This window comes from Achromobacter sp. ACM02 (genome assembly GCF_014851605.1).
Taxonomy (GTDB): Bacteria; Pseudomonadota; Gammaproteobacteria; order Burkholderiales; family Burkholderiaceae_B; genus Achromobacter; species Achromobacter aegrifaciens.
The window spans coordinates 347,845-373,496 of the sequence record NZ_JACUZY010000006.1 but is presented as its reverse complement, the minus strand read 5'-3'; the positions used below and the strand labels follow the sequence as shown (position 1 = coordinate 373,496).

Genomic DNA, 25,652 nt, shown 5'->3' with positions numbered 1-25,652 from the left:
AGGCGCAGGCTTCGTCCGTCAGTTTTGAGGCCTGAATAGTTTTGCTACTTGAATTTATATTGCGACAACGAGCTTTCAATCTGAGTTCAAATTAGAAGCCATCGGCACCTGGACCATATGCTTTATCTGCTCGTTGCATTTCTGATTTCTTTCGCGTCGTCTTTATTGCTGGTGAGATATAACTCTCTGCATAGTCGTTTTACGGCCGACTGCGATACCACGGGGGTTCAGAAATATCATGACCAGCCCGTCCCGCGCGTGGGTGGATTGGCGCTTGTCTTTGCCATGGCGTGCATTCTTGCTGTGGCAATAACACGCGAGCCGGAGCTGGGTAATGATCCCATGATCCTATGGCTGGTATCTTTGCCTGCATTCCTGGGGGGGCTGGCAGAGGATCTGACCAAGCGGGTTCGCGTGCTTTCCAGATTGATTCTCGCCATGATATCTGGGGTTGCTGCTTATTATTTTCTTGATGCGACCCTAACGCGCCTGGATATATTCGGAGTGGATTGGTTTTTGCAATTTGGCGTGATTTCGCTGGTTTGCACCACGATAGCCATCGCGGGAGCCGCCAATGCCATCAATATCATTGATGGGTATAATGGATTGGCCGCGGTGGTTTCCGCCATGATTTTTGCCGGATTTGCCTACGTGTCGTATTATCTTGGGGATCGTTTGCTCCTCATTTCAAGCGTCGGAATGATCGGAGCAATCATGGGATTTCTACTGTGGAATTATCCCAGGGGTTTGATATTCCTCGGCGATGGTGGCGCGTATTTCATCGGTTTCATGATCGGCGTGATTTCCGTGTTGATGCTTGCGCGTCATCCCTCTGTCTCTGCGTGGTTTCCGCTGCTGCTTTGCATATATCCCGTCTTTGAGACGCTCTTTTCGATTTATCGGAAGAGAATCTTGCGAGGGCATTCCCCTGGGGTGCCGGACGGGGTACATTTGCACATGCTCATATACAAGCGGCTCATACGCTGGGCGTGGGGGGGAGGTAAGGACTTTCGGCACCGATATGGCCGAAATGCGATGACATCGCCTTATCTGTGGTTGTTATCGTCATTTGCTGTCATACCAGCAGTACTGTTCTGGCAATATCAGTATATTCTTATAGCTTGTGTATTTGGGTTTTCGATTGCTTATGTGGTGCTGTATCGGAAATTGGTCAGATTCCGCGCTCCATCTTGGTTGGTCATCCGTAAGCGACGTCAACGCAAGTAGTGGGTCAGGTCTCATGGCGTAACGCCATTGCGGCCTAAAAACAACGAATGGAGCCAATTGCCGTGCTTGGTGGGCCTGAGGCGCACCGGCGGGTCGTATCATCCAGTAATATTCTGGCGTTTGTTATTGTTCACGTTGATCCGCCCCCAAATATATGGCGGTGTCTCAGGGGTGGAGCACAGTGCTGAGAAAAAAAAACTTATTTGTTATTGCGGCGCTGTTTGCGACGTTCTTCGTGCTTTTGCTGCCCGTGCGCCCCGACTGGGAGGCCGATGCCACTGTGCGGCTGGTTGCTACCGGTCAGAAGAATCCTGCCTCCAAGTCGGCGGAAATCTGGGTAGACGCTGAAACGACGCGCCAGATGCTGGCGAACATCATTCACCAAGATTCCGCGTGGGAGACACGCGAAGGGTTCCTGCTTTCGTTCAGGAACCAGCCGGGTGCGATTGAGGCGAAAGTTCATGTCGAGCCGGGTACCAAAATGACCCTCACTCGTCATGACTATTCCGGCATCCTGGAGCTGACCGTCGACGGACGTACGCAGACCCTGGACTTGTACTCTCCCGGGCGAGAGTCCCTCACAATTGATCTGGCTTCGCTCGCAGATATGTCCATCAGCATTCCACGGACTGCGGACAAGATCATCCCCAATTTTCTCGGGGCTTTCGTCTGCGCACTATTGGCGGGTTGGGCCATGGGACGCAGGCGAACCTTGCCAAGCCTTGATGCTGCCAACACGACATGGAATTGGCGCCAGATCGTGTTGCTGGCGTTGCCGGCCTTTGCGATCTACATAATTTCGCTGTTGGCGTACTGGCCGGCACAGATGTCGCCGGACTCCATAACACAGTGGAATCAGCTCGTAAGTGGCCGCTACGACGACTCGCACCCGGTTCTATCTACGCTGTTCTATGCGATTCCATATGGAATCTACCCATCACCGGCGATATTGATGGTGTTTCAGGCGACGCTGTTCGCCTGGGTAGGCGCCATGGCAGTCAGCGAAGCCATGGCTTGGGGCCTCAGCCGGCGTATGGCATGGGTGGCAGCCTTCGCATTTCCCTTGTTTCCGCCTAACTTCCTGCTCGCGTCCACAATGTGGAAGGATGTTTCCTTCGCAATAGCACTGCTGCTCATGACCGTGCTGGCCGCTCGGCAGGTCCGGCTGCGTTTCACGTTGAGTGACGGTACATTGCTGGCGCTAACCATTGTCGGCATGCTAGTCGTGGGCTTGAGGCACAATGGGCTACTGATCACTCCTCCGTTCTTCCTGCTGCTCCTATGCTTGGCAAGGGGTAAGGTTGCCCGCATCAAGGTGGGTCTGGCGCTTGCTGCGCAGTTAATTGCGTTCGTGATGCTAAAGACTGTCGTCCTCTCGGCGCTCGGGGCGTCCGGCATTGGGGCGCACTATAAGGCCATCTACGCGTTGCACGTGCTTGGCGCAATGAAACAGGCCGATGTGCAGTGGGAGCCTCAGGAAAAACGGCTACTCGAACAGACCCTGCCGGAGGAGGATTGGCAGCGGGACTACCGATGCGAGAATATCGTGCCCTTATTCTGGAGTCCGAACATTTCGTATAAATTCCTGGCGCATAATCAAGCAGAGTTGAATATGCTGGCGCTCAAGTCGATCGTCCGACATCCGCTGGTTTTCTTGAAACACCAACTGTGTCTTTCGGGATTGGTGTGGCGAATCGGAACCAACGAAAACGAATGGCTCACCTTATCTCCTTTGGTGATTTACGACATGCCGCTGACCCGAGAGCTAGGGGTAAAGGAGGATTCAAAAATACCTTGGTTGAAGCAGCGAGTCAGCGCGGTGCATGAGAATATTCTGGCGAAAGAGAATACGCTTTTGCGGCCTGCTTTGTACGTTTTTCTCGGCTTGTTTGCGCTGGTGATGCTGGTCGTGCGACGTGGCAAGGCTGTCATGCTCATAGCCGTTCCGCTAGTGTTTAATTGTCTTGGGCTTTTAATAATGATTGGGTCGCAAGACTATCGTTATATGTGGCCTTCAGTGCTGGCCTCGTTATTCATTATCTTACTGGGTGCAACCTTGGCGTTCCCCCGGACAACGACAGATACTGTTGTTTCAAAGGCTTAATTTTCATGTCAATTGCCTTGTATTCAATCCTTCTGCTTTGCGTGTCCGGCCTTGCTGTAGGAAATCTGTTGCTCAAAAAAACGGCGACGACTATTGTCCATGTGCCGCAAGACATATTTGGACTGATTTTCAATCCGTGGTTCTATGCTGCTGTTGCCGTCTACGGGGGGTCGACTCTGCTTTGGATCATGATTCTGCGCAAAGTATCGTTGGGTTTGGCCTACCCCATGTTTGCTTTGGGATTCATTATTGTGCCAGTGTTGGATTATCTGCTTTTCAAGGAGCAGTTGCGTTCCACCACGATCATTGGCGGGTTAATCATAATTATTGGCGTCGCGGTAGCGACGCGGGGAGGCTGAGATGCGATCGAGCACATGGGTGGTCATCGCCGCTTATAACGAGGGACAGGTTATTCGCGCAGTGGTGACAGGCTTGAAAGCGGAGTGGCCGAACGTCGTGGTAGTCGATGACGGCAGCGCGGACTCGACCGCCGCTGAAGCCGAGGCAGCAGGCGCCTTCGTGATTCGGCATCCCATCAATCTTGGGCAGGGTGCGGCGTTGGCGACTGGCCTCCAATACTGCATCGAAATTGGTGCGAAATATATTGTCAACTTCGATGCCGACGGTCAGCACCATGTCGAGGATATCCAGGTGCTGGTGGATCGAGCGTCTCAGCCGGATGTGGATATCGTCATCGGCAGCCGCTTTCTTGGCGAAACGCGCGCAATGCCAGGGCGGCGCAGGTTGTTGCTTAAGGCGGCCGTACTCTTTACGCGCATTACTACTGGTCTGAAGGTCACGGACGCGCACAATGGGCTGCGTTGCTTCACGCTGGAAGCGGCCAAAAAGATAAGAATCAACCAGAACCGGATGGCACACGCCTCCGAGATTCTGGAAGAGGTCGCTCGACACAAGTTGCGCGTCGCGGAGGTTCCTGTGACCATCACCTATACCGAGTATTCACTCGCCAAAGGTCAGCGTCTATCCAACTCCATAAACATATTGCTCGAATTGTTCCTGGGGCGGCTCCATAAATGATTGCTCAAATTTTTCTTACATTGGGCTTTGCTGCTCTCGCGGCTTGCGGTTGGTTGCGGATGGGCCGCGTCCGTGTCTTCGCCAGTGCGCTAACGCTCATATGCCTTGCCGGCATTTACTTCATATGGTCGCCTACCGATCTGACTGTGGTTGCCAATTTTCTGGGGGTTGGCCGCGGAGCGGATTTGTTGTTGTACATTTTCCTGACCTTCGTGATGTTCGAACTCTTGATGGTTCGAATTCGCGATAAAGAACGCGATGAACTCATCACGCGCCTGGCTCGGCGGCTTGCTATTGAAGAGGCCAAGCATCGGGCCGAGCGGCGTGCTCCCGGAGCTTGATGCCCAACTTGATCCTTACTCGTCGCCGTGCGGTATGCCGGCAAATTCTTAAGCTAGTTGTGGCTCGGATAACGCCGAGTCTTTGCACATGATCCAAAGTCAGACAGAAACGAGCAAGCCTGCCGACGCGTCGACGCGTGGGGCTGGGGATGACCAGGAAGCGGGCAAGGAACTTGCTCGGCTTAGGGCGGAATTGGCCCGTGTGTCGGATGAACTGGTGGTGGTTGCCGCCCAGCAGCAGGAACTCCGGGACTCGATGGCGTTTCGCGTGGGCACGGCCATATCCAAGAGTCCCATTGGTGCACTGTATCGCGCCTTGAAGCGATCGTCTCACAGCGGGGGCGCACCTGATCAAGAGGCTGCCCCGTCAGTTCCTGTAGTTGAGTCTACTCCCGCTGCGCACGAACCCGTGCCCGTCAATGAGCCCGCGCCATCCTCCCTACAGAAGAAAACGCATACTGAATTTGATGTTGCTGAGATCGCAGCGTTGCCGGAACATGTGCCGATTTCCATCGCGCACCCCCATTGGCTAGGTATTCGCAGTTCGGCGAGTCAGCTGTTCGATCATCTGCTGCTGGTTACCGATTTGCTCACCCCCGAGGATGCGCGTGAATTCGTGGTGTTGTTGCTGTCGCGCAAGCCACGGGCCGTCGTGCTGCAGGGATTTCCTTTTGCTTACCAGCATATCGTCGAAGCGATGCATCGGTTGGCGCCAGAGGTGCCAGTATGCGTGGTCTGGCACGGAACTTTCATGCAGGCGAGTGAGGATTACGCCTGGCGCAGTTTTCGGCGAGTATGTGCCCTGGCACGAGAAGGAAAAATCCGCCGTATAGGCTGCGTGAAACAAGGGCAGGAGCAAGTGCTGCGGCGTCAAGGTCTGGACGCCGCATTCCTCCTCAACAGCTATCGAGCGATTCCTGAACGAGCAGCACCCGTGGGCTCAGGCCCGTCAGCGCTAGGGATATGGAGCATCTCTGAACTCAGGCACAAGCCGCCGTACGAGATGCTCGCTGCCGCATCGATGGTGCCCAATTGCAAGGTCGTCGGCTCCGTTGCGTCTCCCCGCATGTTGGAGTTCTGCGAGGAATTCGGCATCGCCAATGATTTTGTGGGAAGAATGATCCCCCAGGTAGAGATGCCTCGCTATCTGAAGACAGCGCACCTCAATTTGTATGTGACCTTGAACGAATGTGCTCCCATGCTGCCGCTGGAGAGTTTTGCCGTGGGCGTGCCTTGCATCGTAGGCCCTAATACTCCCTATTTCGCCAACAATGGCTATTTGCAGGATCGCCTCGTAGTGAAGGTCCCGGACGATGCTTACGCAATTGCACAGTGCATTGAGCGGGCGTTGAGTGAGCGGGACGAGATAGTGGCCGCTTATCGGGAATACATAGTCGGGCACAACTCGGAGTCGGCTCGAACAGTGCAGCAATTCTTGGATTTCTAATGCGCACTATCTGCTTTGTCACCTACGAACTTTATCCTGTCACCCGAGGTGGGTGTGGGGCGTTGCTATACAACGTAGCGTGCCAGCTACTGCAAGCTGGTCACCGCGTCGTGTTCTTGCTCGACGTGGACCGCCCGACATTTGAGCGGTTCGATCTCGAAGAACGGCTGCTTCTGCCGCAATCCGAGAATTGCGTTGCTTATCAGTTGTCGGCGGTGCTGCCGGAAGGCACGTTGTCACGCGAGGATTTCAGTTCCTGGTATGAGTGGCGATCTTACCTGCTGTCGCTCGGTGCGCAGCACGTACACGAAGCCGAGCGCCCCGATCTGATCGAGTTCTTCGATTACCACGGTGTTGCTTATTACTCCTTGTGCGAAAAGCTCGCGCTTGGTCGGTTTGAAGGCAGTCATATCGCGGTGCGTTTCCACGCAACGATTGAGGCGATGGACAGGGTCGATCTGACCAATTTCCTCAGCCCGGAGTTGTGGACGCTGTATTCGCTGGAACGCGGGGCGCTCGATCTAGCTGAGACGGTAATCGCACCGTCGCATTCGTTCTATGAACGTTCGTTGTCAAATCTCTACCCAGGTTCACGCGGACGCGAACGTATTGCAGTACCTCCTTTGCGCAAGGCTTTGACTCGGCACCAAGCTCCGAAGCGAGACCCGCAGGCCGTACTTTGCTACGGGCGCTTGTTTTCCATCAAAGGCGTAGACCTGATGGTGGATGCGGCCGTGCTGTGGATGCAGCAGTGTCCGGAGATCAGGCCCAAGTTCTACTTTGTTGGCGGTGACTCCATGCAGCCACCTGATGGCGGTGGGGAGTATGCTGAGTATTTGAAACGCCGTATCCCCGCAGAATTGAAACAGTACTTCCACTTTACCGGCCACATGAGTCACGAGGCGATGGAGGAGTTGCTGGCAGACGTCCGTTTTGCGGTGTTCGCAAACCGTTACGAATCATTTTGCTACGCCGCGCACGAGCTCTATGCAGCCCACGTGCCGCTTATTGTGTCCGCAATCCCTGGCTTTGCAGATTTCTTCGAGCACGAAAAGAATGCGCTGGTCTTTGATGAAACGAGGGCGGACTCCCTCGTACAATCCATGGATCGGCTGTGGCACGACGGCGATCTACGCGCCAGGCTTGCGTTTCCCTATCCGGTGATTCCGCAGAACGTGGCGCCAGTCTACGAGGAAGAGCACCTCGAGAGTTGGATGGATGCCGCGCAGCGGAAGGCAACACTGGCGCCACTGCGTATTACGACGTTGATAGTCGCGGCATCATTGTCCGATGCCAGGCAGACGGCAAGGCCATTACGTGGGGCCGAGGGACACCACTATCTGGTGCTCCTGCCTGCGGAATCCTATCCCGATGAAATTTCAGCGTATCTGTTCGGTCGCAACGTGGTATGCGTTGATCTGGACGGGAAGGTTCAGGATTTCCATAGCCTGCGAGCGACTGACGCGATCCTTATTCTGCGCAGCGGCGATACCGTCGATGGGCAGTACCTGACGGCTGCGGCACGCATCCTGTCCCAATTCGCGAACGTGCCGTTCGTGACATGTTGGCAACATCGCCTTACCTCCGCGGCCGGTTCTATTGATACCTACGCGCTATCATTGGGTATGGACGTGGCGCCGATGAGCGGGCGCAGCCCGTTCACCAGGGCAGTGTTCCGCACAAGTCCAGATAGGCTGATCCTCGACAGCTTTGACACCAATCTGGGCGAGTACGCAGAGTTGGGCTTTCTTTGGAGCCTGACCGCCGCCTCGGGACCGGGTATCGTGATTCCTGAAGTGTGGATCAAGCCGACGGTGGAGAGCTACGAGCCGCCGACGCCGAAGCAGCTTTCATACCTCTTGAACCGAGACTCTAGCAGTGTTCGCCGCACGCGTTTGGCACAGTTTGCAGTGGCGAACTGGAATGTCGTGCCGAACGTCATTGAGCGGCAGGAAATCGCTGCAGAAATGCGCGCGTTGCCGCCAGAGCTGACGCATCTGCTTTTGCGGATAGGTCACAAGATTGTTCAGCTGTACACGCGTTTTGGATTGGCGCGAACAATCATAAAATGGGCGCGGCGGCGAATTCGCGCGGTGTCAATGGGTATGCCGAAAATTCGTTGAGAGAATAATAATCATAGAGGTATATCTTGATTAAAGAAGTAAGTGCGATAGGACACGATATCGTGTTCAAGCACCGGCATCTAATTTTTCAGATGATAAAAAGGGAGGTCTTGGGCCGGTATCGTGGCTCAGTGATTGGCCTTGGTTGGTCGTTCTTCAACCCCTTATTGCTGCTGATTGTCTACACCTTCGTTTTTTCGGTTGTGTTCAAGGCGCGGTGGGGCGGTGCCGGTGGCGTGCAGCCGCAATCCCATGGCGATTTCGCGGTAATCCTGTTTGCCGGCCTGATCATGAATAACCTGTTCGTCGAGTGCATGAACAGGGCGCCTTCACTCATCCTCAATAACGTAAGCTACGTCAAGAAAGTAGTGTTCCCGCTCGAAACGCTGATAGTCATCGCGATAGGCTCGGCACTCTTCCATCTCTTGATCAGTTTTGTGGTCCTGATCATTGCGCAGCTGATTTTCCTTGGACATATTCCTTGGACCGCAATTTACTTTCCCTTGATTCTTGCGCCGCTGCTGCTGCTTTCACTGGGGATGTCGTGGTTCCTGGCCGGATTAGGCGTGTACATCAGAGACATGACGCAGGCTGTGTCACTGGCTACCATCGTCCTGACCTTTGTTTCGCCAATCTTCTATCCGCTGTCTGCGTTGCCGCCCAATATGCAGGGGTACGTCAAACTGAATCCGATCACTTTCGTTGTCGAGGAAACTCGTAACGCCGTGATCTTTGGAAAGCCATTCAATTGGTCGGGTTGGCTAGTCTATACGGTGGTGGGTGCGTTGGTGGCGATGATCGGTTTGGCATGGTTCCAGAAGGTTCGCAAGGGATTTGCCGATGTACTCTGACGACTTTTCCATTCACGTTGAGAACCTCGGCAAACGCTACTCAGCCTACGCCAAGCCGCAAGACCGGCTGAAAGAGGCGATTTGGGGTCGGGTGTCGTCCGCATTGGGCCGCGCTCCGCGCAGCATGGCCCAAGATTTCTGGGCGCTTTCCGGCGTTTCCTTTGACGTAAAGAAGGGCGAGACGGTTGGCATTGTGGGCCGAAATGGCTCCGGCAAGTCCACGTTGCTCCAAATGATCTGTGGCACCGTGACGCCCAGTCAGGGAACCATACAAACGCGTGGCAGGGTTGCCGCGTTGCTCGAGCTTGGAGCGGGCTTCAATCCTGAATTTACGGGGCGGGAAAACGTATACCTGAACGCATCGCTTCTGGGCCTGACCCACGAGCAGATCGACGCTAGATTTGACCGTATCGCGGGATTTGCTGACATTGGCGAGTTTATAGAGAGCCCTGTCAAGAAATACTCCAGTGGCATGTTTGCGCGACTCGCATTCTCCGTAGCCATTCACACTGAACCGGATATCCTGATCGTCGACGAAATCCTTGCGGTTGGCGATGCAGCTTTTCAACGGCGGTGCTTGAAGAAGTTCTACGAAATACGGGATGCCGGTTGCACGATTCTGTTCGTCTCGCATGACCAATATCAGGTCAAGAGTATCTGCCAGCGGGCCCTGTATCTGGAGCGCGGCAAGCAAAAGGCCTTTGGTCCCGCTGGTCGTGTAATCGATCAGTACACGATTGACATGCAGGAGGCGCTCAGGGAGTTCGAGGCGCGTGAGGAAGTGCTGACCAATCATCAGCATGTCGCACTGCCGGCCGAATTGGAGCAACTCGATACCTCGAATCCAGAGGATATGCCTGGAAGGGAGGCTACGCCGCCCGAAAGCGTCGCGCCGGCGGCCGAGCTTGCCGCCGCGGTCGCCGTGTCCGAGGTCGAACCGGAACGACTGTACACGATTGACGATGTGTGGCTGACGAATGACGCGGGTGAGCGGATTGAACACGTAGCCACGGGCGATAATCTGAATTTAAATGTTGAGTATCGAGCGCTGACTAGCAAGTTGCCGCCTGAGACCAGTTTCGTCTTCAATCTGTACCGACATGACGGCTTGTATGTATGCGGAACGACAACCCTCATGGACGGGTTCACCGCGCATGAATCCGTCGCTGCCGGTAAGTTTGCCGTGCACTTTCCCAAATTGTCTCTGCTGAGTGGGTCCTACAAGTGGCGTGTGGCCCTAAACGATGGCCGTGGATTTGTTGTCTACGCGGAAGCCAAGGACGTATGTCAGTTTCACGTGTTGGACAATTTTGAGGCAGTGGGTGTCGTCTCATTGGAACGGAAGTGGACTTTTGAAGTCGAATCCTCTCGCGACGCGGTGTGAATTGTTTGTTGGGATATAAATGGAACGTCTGAACTTCAATGAAAGCGGCGCATACGAGGGGATCGAAGCGGCCGTCCACATAGCGCGCTATTCTTTTGCCAAGCACTGTTGTGCGGGCAAGAGGGTCCTGGATATCGCGTGTGGCGAGGGCTACGGTTCGCGTCTGCTCGCAAATTGGGGCGCGAGCGCGGTAGTTGGTGTGGATGTTTCCGAAGAGGCTATCGCCAATGCCCAACGCTACTTTTCCAACGATAAAGTTTCGTTCCTGAAGGGCACGGCAGAGTCCATTACCGAGCAATTCGAGCCACATAGCTTTGACATGATTGTTTCGTTCGAAACAATCGAGCATGTGCAGGACCCGGTGCTATTTTTGCGTAATATAAAGGCGTTGCTCAAGCCCTCCGGAATTATTGCAATCAGCTGCCCGAATGATTGGTGGTATTTCCCAACGGAAGAACAACGTAACCCGTTCCATTTGCGAAAATATCATTTTGACGAATTCAAGGAACAGGCCGAAAGTGTATTGGGGCGGCCTGACGCATGGTTTCTAGGCGGTCCGATTTTCGGTTTCGCCAATCTGCGGCATGAGGGATATTTGGCAGCGGATGGTGTTTCCGGCCAAATCCAAATGCAAAGAACATCGGCAGCTCGGGAGGCGCAATTTGTGCCCGCTGAATTCGGTGGCGGCCCTCAACCGTCGAACGCGAGCTATTTCTTGGGTATCTGGGGAGCTTCGGACTACGCGTTGACCAGCAATGCGGGCGCCGCGATACTCCCGCTTTCCATGGATAGTTTCAAGACGGGAGTATTTCAGGGACACCTTCCTCAGAAAGACGGTCTGCAGACGATCTCCGTTCCTGCAGGACCGGAGGAGAAAGTCTGCGCCGATGAGGGATTTGCAGCAATTGGCGCGCTCGCTCGGTCAGTCCGAGATTTCGGACTGAAAGCAGAAGTCGCGGCGGCCGAATTGGGCCTGATGCGGGAGCAGGCGGCCGGAAACCAGATCGTCAGTGAGTTGTATGCAGTAATCGATTCCGTCCGATCAGACGCGGTGAAGTTGCAACGAGATTTGTCGTCGTTCCGTCCGCAATTGGCTTGGTACCGTGAACGAGAGGAGGAGCGGGTGCGGGCGTTGGAGGACGCCGGTATCTGGAAGGCCGAGATGGAGCGCGCGCTGGAGGAGTTGGGTATTGCCCAATCCAAGGCGGAGAGTACGGTGGTTGCGTTGGGTCATGCCCATGAGGAGATCCAGAGAATTACCTTGGAAGCGGCGCGGTATCGAAAGCTCAGTGCCATCTTGCCAAGCTGGTTCAGGTCGGGCATTGTGTCGGTGTACCGCAAGCTTCGGCCCGGCAAGGAAGGTAAACGGCCTTAGCGTTGCCGTCTCTTTCTTGCCAAAGGCAAATTTTGAAAACAGTCTATGCTTTCAAAAGGGGCTAAGCTGGTTTGAGCATTCTATTAAGGCTCATTTATGACTCAAACTGCCCAGGGCACGCAGCTGATGTCTGCAGAACAAGAAACGCTGCCCGGTACAGACCGGAGCGCCATCGGCCGCCGACCAAAAATTGCTTTGGTCATAGATACTGACGATTGGGCTTTTTCAAATATTGCTCGCATGCTCGAAGTTCACCTCTCGGGCATTTTCGAGTTCAAAATAATCCCGTCTTCCGTCCTCACGTGTGTGGACCATATATTTCTTGCTGCGGCGGGTTGCGATATGGTTCATTTTTTTTGGCGTGAGTACATGCGCCTGATCGAGTCGCCGCTCTCCAAAATCCATGTCGAGCGTTTTGGCTTCTCCTTCGATGAATTCAAGCGCCGCTATTTGAACAAGCCCGTCACCACGGGTGTGTACGACCACCTTTTCCTCAATCCGGAGGAGCGTCAGCTGCGGTCGAATTTTTTTCGCAACGAAGTGACCGCATATAGCGTAGCGTCCAAACGTCTCGAGAAGATATATCGCGAGCTACAGGAGTATCCGCCGCCAACTGCTGTGCTGGAGGATGGCGTATCGCTCGATATGTTCAAACCGGCCGGTCTGGCGAGATTCAATCTTCCCATGGAGCGGCCGATCGTGATTGGCTGGGCCGGCAACAGCAAATGGGCGGCGGAGCAGGACGATGTCAAAGGCTTCAATACGATACTTTTGCCCGCCCTTCAGATATTGAAGGGTGAGGGGTTCGACATATTGTCACGCTTTGCGGACCGGCAGGTCGAACTTGTCCCGCACTCAAGTATGCCCGGGTATTACAACTCGATAGATGTTTATGCCTGTACATCAAAGTCCGAAGGAACGCCAAATCCCGTGTTGGAGGCGATGGCTTGCGGTGTTCCCGTCGTCAGTATGGATGTCGGAGTTGTGCCGGAGGTATTCGGACCCGAGCAGCAGAAATTCATTGTCCGCGAACGCTCGGTTGAGGCCCTTGTTGAAGCTCTGCGTCGACTGCTGACGCAACCACGGCTCTTTCAAATACTCTCAGCAGAGAACCTGCGATCTATCCAACCCTGGGACTGGAAGTTTAAGGCCCAGGAGTTTGCGGCCTTTTTTGATCACGTGCTGCGCCAGCGCTCCGCTAGCTGATTTATATAAATGTTTCCATTTGGCGCAGCGCAGGGCGGCATTCACCCATTTAAAAGTATATGAACCTAAAGGAAATTGGCGCATTCGCCAACTTCGGCGCTGAGACCTATCGGCTCCTCCCGGAGCACTATCGTTTTGCAACCCTCCGGCCAGTGCCTTGGCCATCGACCGCCGCGGATTATGTGGTAGCGAGCGGGGGCAGAGCATTGGTGTTGGGTGATTTTTATGACGCACCTGCCGATGCGGGGCTTACTTTTCATCCTATTTCTGGTGTCGATGCGCAGGGTGTTCCGCATATATGGTACTTCGACAACTGGGCTGGCTACGCCGAAGAGATTATTGGCAAAGCTTCTGCGCCGCATGCATGGGTGGTGTCATCGGGCTTTCTGTCTGCACTGCTCGATCCGCGCCCCATGTTGCGTGCACTCAAGCGGCTTTGCTTGGAGCAAGGCGCCGAGGTGTTTTTTGTACACGCCAATGGTGAAGGTATCTTTCGCACGTGGACAGAAGGCCAATTTAGGGAGTTCCTGAAAGCGAGCGGGTTTGAGCTTGCCACGCCGCCGGGCGGAACGGGCCTTGAAGTCTGCATTGCGACTATCACGCCTCAAAGCTACCAGGCATATCTGCGGCGCCAAGGCTTGGCGCCAGAGCTGCTGGATGTCGATTTTCTCTTGATTTCCACGGAAGATGCGACCGTTAGGGCAACCGGCGGGATTGGCACATACGTAAAGAACATCAAGGCGCTTGACAGGCGCGCCGCGGTGTTAATGTGCGATATAGATTTGGCGCCTGCAGGATTGGATGGAAGAACACTGGTTCCGCGCATGTTTGTGGATAGCCTCGGCCGCGAGAATTTTTTCGACGGACTTGGCTTAATTGAGGTATGCCGCGCTATTCTTTACTTGCTGCCGCGCGTTGCCGTGCTGGAGTCGCAGGATTACAAGTCCATCGCTTATCGGTTGGTGCAATCGAAACGCACGGGAGGACTGCCACAGTCTATTCAGCTGCGCGTGTTCATGCACGGCTCGATCGACTACATGAAATACGGGGTTCAGGATGAGTCGGCGATGGACTATACGCCGTACGAACTGGGGCAGGCGGTAAGAGACAGTTATATATTTCAACAGGCAGATGAATGCTATGCGCCATCCCGATATCTGGCAGTCCAGCTACTGCAGGAGGAATTCGGCTATAGCCTGAATAATCTCTCCGTGAGACGGCTGCCTTTCGACCTCAGCACGGTTCCGGGTGAAATTCAAGGCGAGCTGACTGCGATCAAGCGTATCGTATTCGTGGGCAAATACAGTCGACTGAAAGGTTGGCCGGACTTTGTCGCGGCCATGGAAGGCTTGTACGACGCTGGCAATCTGACAGGAATCGAAGAGATTGTTTCGTTGGGACCGGTCGGCCCGGGCAACGAAGACCGCGCGCGTCTTGAGCGGTTGTGCGCGTACAAGGACTATCATCTTTCGCATTCCGAGTTGCTTGCATTCTTGGCGAAACACAGATGCGACTCGTTGTTCGTTGTGCCGTCACGCGGCGAGAACTATCCTTTCGTCATCCTGGAGCAGATGCTGATGGGTACCCGGCTGGTGGCCTACAACACCGGTGGCGCCGTAGAGGTGGTTGACGACGAGGAGTTTGTCCGCGCCTATTTCTCGGATCCGCATGCAGCTGCGCTACAGAAAAAAATCGGCGCAATGCTGGTGCAGGATGTCCGGGATAGCGATCAGGAATTGCGGGCCTCGCGCCAGCGCGTGCGGGATCGGCAGATTTCGGTGAATCGAGGATGGAGTCGGGAAGCTGCACAACCGGCAGGGCTAATCGCCATGTCCTTGCCCGACTTGCGACGCTGCGAGATCACGGTTGTTATCCCCGTATACAACACCTCGATGGAATTGGTCGATGAGTTGCTGCGATCGTTGCTGGGGTCGCGGGTAAGACCGTCCGAAGTGATTTTGGTTGATGACGGTTCGGCCGATGGTTATGGCGCGGGATTGAGCGAGTGCGTGGAACGGGCTTTGGGCGGCGTCATCAAGTGGCGCGTGCATTCGCAAGCCAATCGAGGACTCGCGGGAGCCAGAAATGCTGGCTTGGCGTTGTCGACAACTCCTTATACGTTTTTTATAGATAGCGACGACCTATTGCTCCCTGCGACGCTGGAGGAGGCATGGATTGCGTTGCAATTAGATCCGGATTTGGTGATTGCAACGGGTTTTGCCGTGCATTTCTCTGAACAAGGCAGTTTGCCAAAAACGCCGGAACCGGCAAGAGATGGCTGGTTCTGGAAGCCTTTGGGTATACCCGAGGCGCGCGCGCTCGCGATGTTGGAGAATCAATATTTGACCGCTAATGTCATGGCGCGGACCGCAGCGCTGCGTGAGTCCGGAGGTTGGGACGAGAGGGATAAGTCCACATGGGAGGATTGGGCCTTTTTCTCCAAGCTTGCATGGGAAGGCAAGCGCTTTTCTCTGATTCCAAGTATGGGCTATTTATACCGCAATACACCAGGCAGCATGTCGAAGACATACAACCGCTATTTCGGCCGCCGGCGGTTGATCCGCAATATTGCAGGTATGAGCAGATTGGACGCGAATGCGCTATTCAGCCTGATCAATGTCGACAGCGGTGGCGGCGCGCAGCTCAAAGGGCCGAGTCTGTCCGAGAAAGAGGTTGAGTTAATCAACCTCCTTCGCTCATTGATACAGAAGCCGCGGTTGCGGCGATTGGTCGTTGCGGGATATCGCTGGTACACGAAGGTACGGAGATTTTTCAGATGACGACTTGCGCGGCCCGCCGTCCGTCGGGCGCATTTTCCGTGCTTATGTCGGTTTATGCGGGAGAACGCGCAGCGTGGCTCGATCAGGCATTTGCCAGTCTGGCCGCATCAACGGTTTGGCCAGCGGAAATAGTACTTGTCCAGGATGGCCCGTTGGGAAAGGACTTGGTCGAGGTCATTGGTCGCTATCGCGCCGTTTTGCCGATGAGCTTGCTGCCACTGGAGCGGAATGTCGGCCTGGGGCCCGCCTTGTCGGCCGGCCTGTCATTGTGCCGGCAGGAGTGGGTTGCCCGATTTGACACCGACGATCTGCTCGAGCCGGATCGATTTGAAAGGCAATTGACCTATCTAACCGAGCACCCGGATGTGGACATCCTTGGAGGCTGGATTCGTGAGTTCGAATCGGATCCTGAGCTGGAAGCAGGAAGGGTCCGCCGCGTGCCCGAAACCCATCAGGCTGTGCTGGCATACGCGCGGCGTCGGAATCCCTTTAACCATATGACGGTGATGTTTCGCCGAGAACTGGCTCTAAATCATGGCGGCTACCAGGGAGAGCGGCTTTACGAAGATTACGCCTTGTGGGTGAGGATGCTTCAAGGAGGCGCTGTGGCGGCAAATATCCCCGGCGTTTTGGTAAAGGCTAGGGCCGGGGAGGGCATGTTTCAGCGGCGAGGCGGGGTGGGCTATGTGCGAAGTGAAGCGGCCGTACAGTGGTCCTTTTACAGGTGTGGATTTATCGGACCATGGCGTCTGGCGCTGAATCTGGCGCAGCGACTACCGGTTAGAATCCTACCCGGCACCGTTCGGCGTTGGATTTACCAGCAGTTTCTGCGTGCCTAGCCGTGAACACACCAGACATTTCGACATGACAACATCCCTACTCGTTACGGGCGGCGCCGGCTACATCGGTTCGCATACGCTGCTCGAACTCATCAAGGCTGGCCACAAGCCTATCGTGCTTGATAACTTCAGCAACAGTTGCGCCGAAGTGCTCAGCAGAGTGGAGGAGTTAAGCGGTTGCGCCATCGATCTGATTGAAGGTGACATCCGGGACGAGGCTGCGGTCGTGCGGGTGTTTGAAGCGCGTCGTCAAGCGAATGAGCCGGTAGCGGGCGTCGTTCACTTCGCGGCATTGAAAGCAGTGGGCGAGTCGGTCGAAAAGCCGATCGACTACTACGACAACAATGTCGGCGGTACGTTGTGCCTGCTGAGGGCAATGGAAAAATGCGATGTCCGCACTCTGGTGTTCAGTTCCTCCGCCACAGTGTATGGCGAGCCCTTGAGCTTGCCCTACACCGAAGATCACCGATTTGCGCCCACCAATCCCTACGGTCATACCAAAGCAATGGTGGAGCAGATTCTGATGGACTGGTGTCGTGCCTCGGATGACCGAAGCGCGGTTGCGTTGCGTTACTTCAATCCGATCGGCGCGCATCCCAGCGGCCGCATAGGTGAGGCGCCGCAGGGGCGTCCGAACAACCTGTTCCCCTTCATTACGCAGGTCGCAGTTGGAAAGCGCGACAAGCTGAGTGTGTTTGGAAATGATTACGAAACGGTCGATGGCACGGGTGTCCGAGACTATTTGCACGTGGTTGACCTCGCCATTGGCCATGTCCTTGCCGTGGCGTATTTGGCTGGCGGCAATCGTGGATTCAAGGGGATCAACCTCGGTACGGGCCGTGGCACAAGCGTATTGGAGCTTGCGCAGACTTTCGAACGTGTCACGGGTCGAAAAGTGCCTTATGAAATTCTGCCGCGCAGATCTGGCGACATCGCTCAAGCATGGGCGGATCCTACTGTGGCTGCCACACTCCTGGGTTGGCGTGCCAGCCGGGACATCGAGGAAATGTGCATCGATGGCTGGCGTTGGCAGAGCCAGAACCCAGACGGATATCAATCGGCCTTGAAAAAGTAGTCGCCTATGCGCATTCTCATCGTCCGCACCTCATCCCTAGGTGATCTCGTGCACATGTTGCCGGCAATATCCGACATTGCCCGCCATGTGCCCGATGCCCAGATCGACTGGATCGCGGAAGAAGCCTTTGCCGACATTCCTGCCTGGCATCCGGCGGTCAATCAGGTCATCAAGGTTGCTCATCGCCGTTGGCGCAAAGCCTGGTGGTCGGCGGAAGTGCGGGCGGAGCGCAGGGCGCTGAAGGAGCGGCTGCGCTCGGTGCAGTACGACATCGTCCTGGACATGCAGGCGCTCCTGAAATCCGCCTGGCTGGTGCGCCAGACCCGTGGCGTACGGCACGGGCTGGACTGGCGCTCGGCGCGCGAGCCGTTGGCGTCGCTGTTCTACAACGTGCGGCACAGGGTGGAATTCTGGCAGCCGGCGGTGATCCGCCAGCGCAAGCTGGCCGCCCTGACGTTCGGCTACCAATACGCCGGTGCGCCCGATTTCGGTCTGCAGGCTTTTGCGCGGCAGGCGACGCAGCCTGCGGCGGACCCGGTGCTGGAAGTCGGCAGCGAGGGTATGAACGTCGGCGAACTGCCGCGCTTGCACCATCTGGATACGGACCGCGGCTACGCTGTGATCATGCCGTCGGCCAGCCGCGACGACAAACTCTGGCCGGAAGAAGACTGGCGCGTCGTGTTCCGCCGCCTGCGCGAGGCCGGCTGCACCCTGAAATTGTTGGCGGGGAACGAGCAGGAGGCCGAGCGGGCCCGCTTGCTGATCGCCGGCATGGATGGGGCTGAGGTGATGCCCCGCATGGACCTGACGGCGGTGGCGCGTTTGCTGGCTGGGTCGCGCCTGATGGTGGGGCTGGACAGCGGTCTGACCCACCTGTCGGCCGCCTTGGGCCGGCCCACCATCGGCATTTACCGTGCCTCCACGCCGGTGCGCACCCCGCTGGTCGGTTCCAGCTACACCGCCAGCCTGGGCGACCGCGGGGCTTCGCCGTCGCGCGAGGCCGTGATGGCGGCGGTGGAGCAGGCCTTGGCCGCCCAGTGACATGAATCGCGGCGTTTACTCGCTGGCGCTCAGGGCTCTATCACCGCTGGTCTGGCTGTGGATGGGCCACCGCGCCCGGCGCGCGGGCGGACAATGGGAAATCTTCTCTTCTGAACGCTTCGGCCACGCCGCGCCTGCCACGGCTACAGCCGCTGCCGCGTCCTGGACCGCACCGGTCTGGGTGCATGCCGTCAGCCTGGGCGAGACGCGCGCCGCACAGCCTCTGCTGCAAGCGTTGCTGGACCGCGGCCTGCCGGTGTTGCTGACGCACATGACGGCCACCGGCCGGGCCGAGGGCGCACGCCAGTACGCGGATGCGATCGCCCGCGGCCAGTTGCGCCAGGCATGGCTGCCTTATGACTTTCCCGGCGCAACCCGCCGTTTCATGGCGGCGTATCGGCCGCGTTGCGGCCTGCTCATCGAACGCGAGATCTGGCCGAACCTGCTGGCGGCCGCGCGCGGCGCTGGCGTGCCCATGGCGTTGGTGAGCGCCCGGTTTTCGGCGTCGTCGCTGCGCCAGGCGGGCAGGATGGGCGGCGTGATGCGTGAAGCGCTGGGCGGGCTTGATTCGGTGCTGGCGCAGACCGCGGAGGACGCGGACCGGCTGGTGCAGGCAGGGGCGCCGCAGCCCGTCGTGACGGGCAATCTGAAATTCGATCTGGTCTTGCCGGCGCCGCAGGTTGCCGCGGGGCAAGCCTGGCGCGAACAGCTGGGCCGGCGTGTGATGGCGGTGGCCAGTACGCGGGAGGGCGAGGATAGCGGTTTCATCGAGGCCATCAAGCGTCACGCCGCGATGCCGGGCGCGCCCTTGTTCCTGTTGATTCCGCGTCATCCGCAGCGCTTTGATGAGGCTGCGCGTCTGTTGTCGGAGGCCGGGCTGCCGTATGTCCGGCGTTCCGAAGGCGTGGCGCCGGGGCCGGGTACGGCGGTGCTGCTGGGCGACACGCTGGGCGAGATGGCGTTCCACTATGCCGCTTCGGATGTGGCGATCGTGGCGGGCAGTTTCGCGCCGCTGGGCGGGCAGAATCTGATCGAGGCCTGTGCGGCGGGCGTGCCGGTCATCGTGGGCCCGCACACCTTCAATTTCAAGCAGGCGGCGGAAGACGCCATCGCGGCGGGAGCGGTGCTGCGCGCGGCCGACGCTGGCCAGGCGGTGGAAGCGGCCATGGCATTGCTGACGGACGAGCCGCGCCGCCAGCGCACGGCTGAGGCGGCGCTGGCATGGTTTCGCATGCATTCGGGAGCCACGGGGCGCACGCTGGACGCGCTGGCGCCTTGGTTGGAGGCAGAAAAGGGGGGGTAGCGCCCGGGTTCCCCGGCGTGTGCGCCGGCTGGGGCTTCAGGGGGCGGCAGCCGCGGTCTTGGGAACCAGGGTCACCGCGCCCGGATTCAGTTCCTGATTGAAGCGGCGCGGGTCGCGGCCTTCGTCCTCGGGACGCACGCCCAGCCAGCCCTGGCCCAGCGCATAAACCCCCAGATTCGCCAGCAGGATGAGGATGAAGAGCACGCGCATGGCCGGGGTCTCCCGTTCAGGCTTGGTCGTCCAGGGTGGCGCGGGCGACCGCGGCCAGGCCGTCCAGGACGGGGTGATCCAGATAGATGGGCACGGGGGCCGCACCTTCGGTGCCGCCCGCGTCCGCCAGCAGGCGTTCGATTTCCTGATGCACTTCGGGCCAACCGCCGCCCGCCGCGTAGATCTGCGGCGTCTGGCCGTAGCGCTGGCGTCCCGCCAGCCATTGGCGCACGACGGCGCCGGCCTGCGCGGCGGCGATGCCGGAGGCAATGGCTTCGTGCGTGTCCGTGGGATAGGCCACGACCTGGCCGTTGGCGATGGGCAGGTTGGCGGTGCCGTGGGCCAGCGCGCTGCGCATCATGGCCGGGCCTGGCAGGATCAGGCCGCCGGCAAAGACGTTGTCGGGGCCGACGGTGTCGATGGTGGTGGCGGTGCCGAAGCTGGCCAGCACGAAGGGCGGGTGCGCGCCAGGCAGGCGCGACAGCACGCCCAGCAGTGAGGCCCAGCGGTCGGCGCCCAGCTGCGTGGGCGTCTTGTAGCTGTTGACCAACCCCAGCGTGGTTGCTTGCGACGGCGACCAGGTCACCGTGCAGCCATGTTTTTGCAGGATGGCGGCGATGGCCGCGCCGCGGGCCTCGCCGGCGACGTTCACGCCCAGCGCGCGCAAGGGGCGGCGCGGCAAGGCGGACAGCCAGCGGTCCAGGGCGTCCAGGTCCAGCCCGTCGAAGGCGACCGCCGCGGGTTCGCGCGGCGTGTCGGGGTTGCTGGCGTCCAGCCAACCCACCTTGAGACGGCTGTTGCCGGAGTCGATGAGAATAATCATGCTTGGCGTCGAATCGAGATTTCACCGACCAGGATCGGTTGGGTGCCCTCGGGGGTTTGCACCAGCAGGCGGCCTTGTTCGTCCACGCCGCAGGCGGTGCCGCCTAGAAGAATAGCGCCCTTGTCCAGCACGTTGACCTTGCGGCCGGCCAAAGCGTCCACCTGGTCGAAACGCGGCCTGAAGGCGCCAAAGCCTTCGCGCTCCAGGGTCTGGACCGCTTCCAGCCAGGCCATGGCGCTGGCGCAGACCAGGTCGGCGGCGGAGGCCTGGCGGGCGGCGACTGCCTGCACCTGGCTCCAGTCGGCGACTTCGCGTTCCAGCGCCAGCGACAGCCGGGCGGCGTCGGTCAGGTTCACGCCCATGCCGATGACGACCGTATGGCCCGCCTCGCTGCCGCCGGGGTTGCGGGTGGTCTCGACCAGTACGCCTGCCAGCTTGGCGTCGTGCCACTGCACGTCGTTGGGCCACTTCATGCACAGCCCGGCGGCTTGCGGGCCGGCGACGGTGCGCAGAGCTTCGCAGGCGGCGATGCCGGCTAGCGGCGACAGGGCGGGCAGTTGCGCGGGCGGCAGGTGCACGTCGAAGGCACAGGAGAACATCAGCGTGGAGCCCGTGCGGTTCTGCCACGGACGGCCGGCGCGGCCGCGGCCGGTTTCCTGCAGGTGCGTGCCCAGCAGCCAGGGTTTGCCGCCGCTGCCTGCGCGAGCGCGGGCCAGGAGGTCGGCATTGGTCGATCCGGTGCTACCGATCCAGGAGATGTCCTGGAAGGCGGGCAGGCGCGTGCTGAGCGTGCGGGCCAGGGTTTCCGGCGCGGGCAGGTCGATGGGGCTGGCTTGAGCGGACATGGCGGCGATTGTAGGGCACGCGGCCCGCGCTCGCGGTCTGCCGGCGCCAGCGTTTATGATTGGCGATACATTTTGCATCGGTATTCTGTCTTCATGCCGCATTCCGCTTCGTCCGCACCTGCCGCCGCCGCGCCCTTCCGTTTCGAAGGAGGCGTGTGCCATGTGGCCGGCGACTGGAGCGTGCTGGCGCTGGCAGAGCCTGGAGAGGTCCAACGCCGCCGCGAGGCGCTGGCCTGCGCCACCGATGGCGGCGCGCGCTGGGACCTGCACGGCATCGGCCGGCTGGACACGATAGGCGCGCTGCTGATCTGGGAAGCCTGGGGCCACAGGCTGCCCGAGCGCGTGCGCTGGTCCGCCGGCCAGCAGGACGTTTTCAACGCGCTGGCCCTGAACAAGGGCGAGACCCCGGCCGCCGCGCCCAAGCGCGACCCATTGAGTTGGCTGCGTGCGATGGGCGAGGCGATCTTCCAGGCTATCGACAATGGCCGCGCCTTGCTCATCATGTTGGGGCAACTGGTCCTGGACCTGGGTGGCATGCTGCTGCGCCCGCGGCTGGGGCCGTGGCGCGAAATTTCGGCGCAGGTGTACCGCACCGGCGCTCAGGCGCTGGGCATCACGGCGCTGGTCGGGTTCCTGATCGGCGTGGTGCTGTCCTACCTGTCGGCGCAGCAGCTGCAGATGTTCGGCGCCGACCGTTTCATCGTGCGCCTGCTGGGCGTATCCATCGTGCGCGAACTGGGGCCGGTGCTGGCCGCCATCCTGGTGGCGGGCCGTTCGGGCTCGGCCATCACGGCGCAGATCGGCGTGATGCGGGTGACGCAGGAACTCGATGCGATGCTGGTCATGGGCATTTCGCATGGGCAGCGCCTGATCCTGCCGCGGGTGGTGGCGCTGGCTGTGACCATGCCGTTATTGGTGCTATGGACGGACGCCATGGCGCTGTTGGGCGGCATGCTCGCCGCGCAGATGCAGCTGGGCGTGTCGGCGCAATGGTTCCTGCAGTCGCTGCCGGACGCGATTTCGCTGACCAACTACTGGATCGGCATCCTCAAGGGCGTGACCTTCGGCGTGCTGATCGCGCTGATCGCCTGCCATTTCGGGCTGCGCATCCAGCCCAACACGGAAAGCCTGGGTCGCGGCACCACCACGTCGGTGGTCACCTCGATTACCGGCGTGATCCTGCTGGACGCGCTGTATGCCGTGATTTTCAGCTCGGTGGGCATCTGATGAACAGCGCCGCCCAGCACAAGCTTTTCACCGAGGATGGCGTTACGGTAGAACCCGTCATCACCGTGCGCGGGCTGCGCACGGCGTTTGGCGACCACGTGGTGCACGACAATCTGGACCTGACCGTCTTCCCCGGCGAGATCCTGGTGCTGGTGGGCGGCTCGGGCACGGGCAAGACGGTGCTGCTGCGGCAGATTATCGGGTTGGACCGGCCGGCCGCGGGCACGGTGCGGGTACTGGGCCATTCGCTGTTCGAACTGACGGCGGCTGAACGCCGGCGGCTGTCCTATCGCTGGGGCATGCTGTTCCAGGCGGGGGCGTTGTTCTCCGCGCTGTCGGTGTTCGACAATGTGGCCTTGCCGCTGCGCGAACTGCGCACCGTGCCGGAAGACCTGGTGCGCGATGTCGTCATGTGCCGGCTGGCGATGGTGGGCCTGTCGGCGCGCGATGCCGACAAGCGGCCGTCGGACCTGTCTGGCGGCATGGTCAAGCGCGTGGCGCTGGCGCGTGCGCTGTCGCTGGATCCGGAATTGCTGTTCCTGGACGAACCCACGGCTGGCCTGGACCCGCTGCGCTCCGACGAGTTCGTGGACCTGGTGCGCAGCCTGCACCGGCAATTGGGATTCACCGTCGTCATGGTGACGCACGACCTGGACACGCTGCTGGCGCTGGCCACGCGCGTCGCCGTGCTGGCGGACAAACGGGTGATCGTGTGCGACACGGTGCCGGAAGTATTGAAGGTCGATCACCCGTTCATTCACACGTTCTTCCTGGGCGAGCGCGGCCTGCGCGCGCTGGGGGATCTGGCGCCGAAGGGATTGCATCATGGAAAACCGTAGTCATGCGCTCATGGCCGGCATCTTCACGCTGGCCTTGCTGGCCGCAGCCGCCTTGGTGGCCATCTGGATCGGACGCGACCGGACTCAGCTGCAGCCATACGAAATCATCTCCGCGACCGCCGTCAGCGGCCTGAACCCGCAGTCCACGGTGCGCTATCAGGGCGTGCCGGTGGGCAAGGTGCAGTCCCTGGCCCTGAACCCGGACAAGCCCGGGCAGGTACGCATCCGCATCGGCGTGGCGCCCAACACGCCGATCACCGAGTCCACCTGGGCCGAACTGGGCGTGCAGGGCGTGACCGGCATTTCCAACGTGGAGCTGCGCGATGACGGCACCTCGATGAAGCGGCTGGCGTCGTCGGCCGCGCATCCGGCAGCCATTCCGCTGCGCCCCGGTTTTCTCGACCGCATCGAGCAGCGCGGCGGCAAGCTGATCTCCAACGTCGAGGAGGTCACCGAGCAGCTGCGGCGCGTGCTCAGCGAGCAGAACGTGCAGGCGCTCACCGCCAGCCTGCAGAACGCCAACGACATCACCCAGTCGCTCAGGGGGGCCAGCCAGGATCTGGCGCCTACGCTGGCCAAGCTCGGTCCCCTGATCGATTCGCTGGACAAGACCTCGCGCCAGGCCGACCGCGCCGCGCGGGAAGTCGGCGACCTGGCGGCGCAGGCCCGCCAGTCGCTGGCCCGCCTGAACGCGCCGGATGGTCCCCTGTCCGCCGCCACCAGCAGCCTCAACGACATCGCCCTGGCCGCCGCGCGGCTGGATGGCGAGACCCTGCCCGCCATCACCAGCATGGCCACCAACGTCAGCGCGGCCGCGCGCGGCGCCACCGTTACTCTGCGCCGTGTGGACAACACGCCGCAATCGTTCCTGTTCGGCCCGGCGCCCCGCGAGCCCGGGCCCGGCGAGGCCGGTTTTGCAGGCTTCGGGAGATCGCCCAAATGATGAAGATGCGTAGCGCCGTTCTAATCCTGACGCTGGCCCTGGCCGGTTGCGGCATCGGCCGCGTGGCAGCCCCGCCTTCGGTATTCGACCTGGGCCTGGACTCCCGGCCCACGCCGGCCTTGCCCGCGCGCGCGCCGCTTGCGCTGGTCTTCCAGGCCGTGCCCAGCCTGTCCGACACGGGGGTGATCTGGCGCGTGGGAGACAGCGCCGCGCCCAAGGCCTATGCCAGTTACCGCTGGGCCTCGCCGCCGGCGGACCTGGTGCGTCAGCGTCTCACGGAGCGCCTGTCGCGCCAGGGGCCGGTGCTGGACGAGCGCGTCACCCTGCAGACGCCGCAATTGCAGGTGTCGTTGTCCCAGTTCGAACAGGTATTCGCGGCCGACGGCCAGTCCAGCGAAGGCCGCGTGCTGCTGCAGGCGGTCTTGCTCAGCGGCCGCAGCGTGGTGGGCCAGACGCGCATCGAGGCCCGCGCGCCCGCGCCCACGCAGGACGCGCAGGGCGGAGTCGCGGCATTGCGTCAGGCGACGGACGATGCCGCGGACCAATTGGCGCAGTGGCTTGCCACGACGCCCAAGCCCGCCGCCAGGCCGGGCGGTTAAGATCGCTGTTTTTCCCGCATCCTGAGTCACGC

At 59.5% G+C, this 25,652-nt stretch carries 23 protein-coding genes; 20 read left to right on the top strand and 3 right to left on the bottom strand.

Annotated elements, in window-relative coordinates:
* Nucleotides 1–117 precede the first annotated feature (117 nt).
* The 16 genes from IB258_RS20980 (at nucleotide 118) to IB258_RS20905 (ending at nucleotide 20,134) form a co-directional block, all read left to right on the top strand.
* Nucleotides 118–1,227, top strand: coding sequence for a glycosyltransferase (locus tag IB258_RS20980; protein ID WP_054457111.1), 1,110 nt, complete (start codon nucleotides 118–120; stop codon nucleotides 1,225–1,227).
* 181 nt (nucleotides 1,228–1,408) lie between these two features.
* The gene (locus IB258_RS20975) at nucleotides 1,409–3,331 is read left to right on the top strand and encodes a hypothetical protein (protein WP_156337424.1); all 1,923 of its coding nucleotides are present in this window, start codon (nucleotides 1,409–1,411) and stop codon (nucleotides 3,329–3,331) included.
* Nucleotides 3,332–3,336: 5 nt separating this feature from the next.
* Nucleotides 3,337–3,690, top strand: a complete 354-nt coding sequence (locus tag IB258_RS20970) for a hypothetical protein (RefSeq protein ID WP_156337423.1) — start codon at nucleotides 3,337–3,339, stop codon at nucleotides 3,688–3,690.
* Between the two features lie 19 nt (nucleotides 3,691–3,709).
* Entirely contained in the window at nucleotides 3,710–4,369 is a 660-nt protein-coding gene (locus IB258_RS20965) for a glycosyltransferase family 2 protein (protein ID WP_370539848.1), read from the top strand.
* On the top strand, nucleotides 4,366–4,710 hold the full coding sequence (locus IB258_RS20960) for a DUF2304 domain-containing protein (RefSeq protein ID WP_054457104.1): 345 nt from the start codon (nucleotides 4,366–4,368) through the stop codon (nucleotides 4,708–4,710). The genes IB258_RS20965 and IB258_RS20960 overlap by 4 nt, the downstream gene beginning before the upstream one ends.
* An 88-nt stretch (nucleotides 4,711–4,798) precedes the next feature.
* Nucleotides 4,799–6,157 (top strand): hypothetical protein, encoded by a 1,359-nt coding sequence (locus IB258_RS20955; RefSeq protein ID WP_192353151.1) that lies wholly within the window; start codon nucleotides 4,799–4,801, stop codon nucleotides 6,155–6,157.
* A 110-nt stretch (nucleotides 6,158–6,267) separates the two neighbouring features.
* Nucleotides 6,268–8,280 carry a glycosyltransferase family 4 protein gene (locus tag IB258_RS20950; protein WP_370539847.1) on the top strand — a complete coding sequence of 671 codons (2,013 nt, stop codon included), beginning with the start codon at nucleotides 6,268–6,270 and terminating at the stop codon, nucleotides 8,278–8,280.
* A 62-nt stretch (nucleotides 8,281–8,342) separates the two neighbouring features.
* A complete protein-coding gene (locus tag IB258_RS20945; protein ID WP_370539846.1) occupies nucleotides 8,343–9,131 on the top strand; it encodes an ABC transporter permease in 789 nt (262 codons plus the stop codon).
* A complete protein-coding gene (locus IB258_RS20940; RefSeq protein ID WP_192353149.1) occupies nucleotides 9,121–10,515 on the top strand; it encodes an ABC transporter ATP-binding protein in 1,395 nt (464 codons plus the stop codon). The genes IB258_RS20945 and IB258_RS20940 overlap by 11 nt, the downstream gene beginning before the upstream one ends.
* A gap of 19 nt (nucleotides 10,516–10,534) precedes the next feature.
* Entirely contained in the window at nucleotides 10,535–11,890 is a 1,356-nt protein-coding gene (locus IB258_RS20935) for a bifunctional 2-polyprenyl-6-hydroxyphenol methylase/3-demethylubiquinol 3-O-methyltransferase UbiG (RefSeq protein WP_192353148.1), read from the top strand.
* Between the two features lie 96 nt (nucleotides 11,891–11,986).
* A complete protein-coding gene (locus tag IB258_RS20930; protein ID WP_192353147.1) occupies nucleotides 11,987–13,096 on the top strand; it encodes a glycosyltransferase in 1,110 nt (369 codons plus the stop codon).
* Between the two features lie 59 nt (nucleotides 13,097–13,155).
* Nucleotides 13,156–15,876: a glycosyltransferase gene (locus IB258_RS20925; protein ID WP_192353146.1), complete on the top strand. Its 2,721-nt coding sequence runs from the start codon at nucleotides 13,156–13,158 to the stop codon at nucleotides 15,874–15,876.
* Nucleotides 15,873–16,715 (top strand): glycosyltransferase, encoded by an 843-nt coding sequence (locus IB258_RS20920; RefSeq protein ID WP_082401211.1) that lies wholly within the window; start codon nucleotides 15,873–15,875, stop codon nucleotides 16,713–16,715. Before IB258_RS20925 ends, IB258_RS20920 begins: the two co-directional genes overlap by 4 nt.
* 25 nt (nucleotides 16,716–16,740) lie before the next feature.
* Complete coding sequence (gene galE, locus IB258_RS20915) at nucleotides 16,741–17,790, top strand: UDP-glucose 4-epimerase GalE (RefSeq protein ID WP_054457091.1); 1,050 nt, start codon at nucleotides 16,741–16,743, stop codon at nucleotides 17,788–17,790.
* A gap of 6 nt (nucleotides 17,791–17,796) precedes the next feature.
* On the top strand, nucleotides 17,797–18,831 hold the full coding sequence (gene waaC / locus IB258_RS20910) for a lipopolysaccharide heptosyltransferase I (RefSeq protein WP_175159975.1): 1,035 nt from the start codon (nucleotides 17,797–17,799) through the stop codon (nucleotides 18,829–18,831).
* A 1-nt stretch (nucleotide 18,832) separates the two neighbouring features.
* A complete protein-coding gene (locus tag IB258_RS20905) occupies nucleotides 18,833–20,134 on the top strand; it encodes a 3-deoxy-D-manno-octulosonic acid transferase (protein WP_192353145.1) in 1,302 nt (433 codons plus the stop codon).
* Between the two features lie 36 nt (nucleotides 20,135–20,170).
* Here the strand turns inward: IB258_RS20905 and IB258_RS20900 are convergent, their stop codons facing one another.
* Genes IB258_RS20900 through IB258_RS20890 form a run of 3 tightly spaced genes read right to left on the bottom strand, consistent with a single transcriptional unit; the run spans nucleotide 20,171 to nucleotide 22,012 of the window.
* Nucleotides 20,171–20,344 (bottom strand): hypothetical protein, encoded by a 174-nt coding sequence (locus IB258_RS20900; RefSeq protein WP_175181538.1) that lies wholly within the window; start codon nucleotides 20,342–20,344, stop codon nucleotides 20,171–20,173.
* Nucleotides 20,345–20,360: 16 nt separating this feature from the next.
* Nucleotides 20,361–21,167 carry a type III pantothenate kinase gene (locus IB258_RS20895; protein WP_054457085.1) on the bottom strand — a complete coding sequence of 269 codons (807 nt, stop codon included), beginning with the start codon at nucleotides 21,165–21,167 and terminating at the stop codon, nucleotides 20,361–20,363.
* Entirely contained in the window at nucleotides 21,164–22,012 is an 849-nt protein-coding gene (locus IB258_RS20890) for a biotin--[acetyl-CoA-carboxylase] ligase (RefSeq protein WP_054457083.1), read from the bottom strand. Before IB258_RS20890 ends, IB258_RS20895 begins: the two co-directional genes overlap by 4 nt.
* Nucleotides 22,013–22,105: 93 nt before the next feature.
* On the opposite strand from IB258_RS20890, the gene IB258_RS20885 reads away from it, so the two are divergent.
* From IB258_RS20885 to IB258_RS20870, 4 genes are read left to right on the top strand one after another with little or no spacing between them, the layout of a single operon-like run.
* Nucleotides 22,106–23,239, top strand: a complete 1,134-nt coding sequence (locus IB258_RS20885; RefSeq protein ID WP_192353144.1) for an ABC transporter permease — start codon at nucleotides 22,106–22,108, stop codon at nucleotides 23,237–23,239.
* Complete coding sequence (locus IB258_RS20880) at nucleotides 23,239–24,078, top strand: ABC transporter ATP-binding protein (protein ID WP_054457079.1); 840 nt, start codon at nucleotides 23,239–23,241, stop codon at nucleotides 24,076–24,078. Before IB258_RS20885 ends, IB258_RS20880 begins: the two co-directional genes overlap by 1 nt.
* On the top strand, nucleotides 24,065–25,021 hold the full coding sequence (locus IB258_RS20875) for an MlaD family protein (protein WP_175159965.1): 957 nt from the start codon (nucleotides 24,065–24,067) through the stop codon (nucleotides 25,019–25,021). Before IB258_RS20880 ends, IB258_RS20875 begins: the two co-directional genes overlap by 14 nt.
* On the top strand, nucleotides 25,021–25,620 hold the full coding sequence (locus tag IB258_RS20870) for an ABC-type transport auxiliary lipoprotein family protein (RefSeq protein WP_054457293.1): 600 nt from the start codon (nucleotides 25,021–25,023) through the stop codon (nucleotides 25,618–25,620). Before IB258_RS20875 ends, IB258_RS20870 begins: the two co-directional genes overlap by 1 nt.
* Nucleotides 25,621–25,652: the final 32 nt, after the last annotated feature.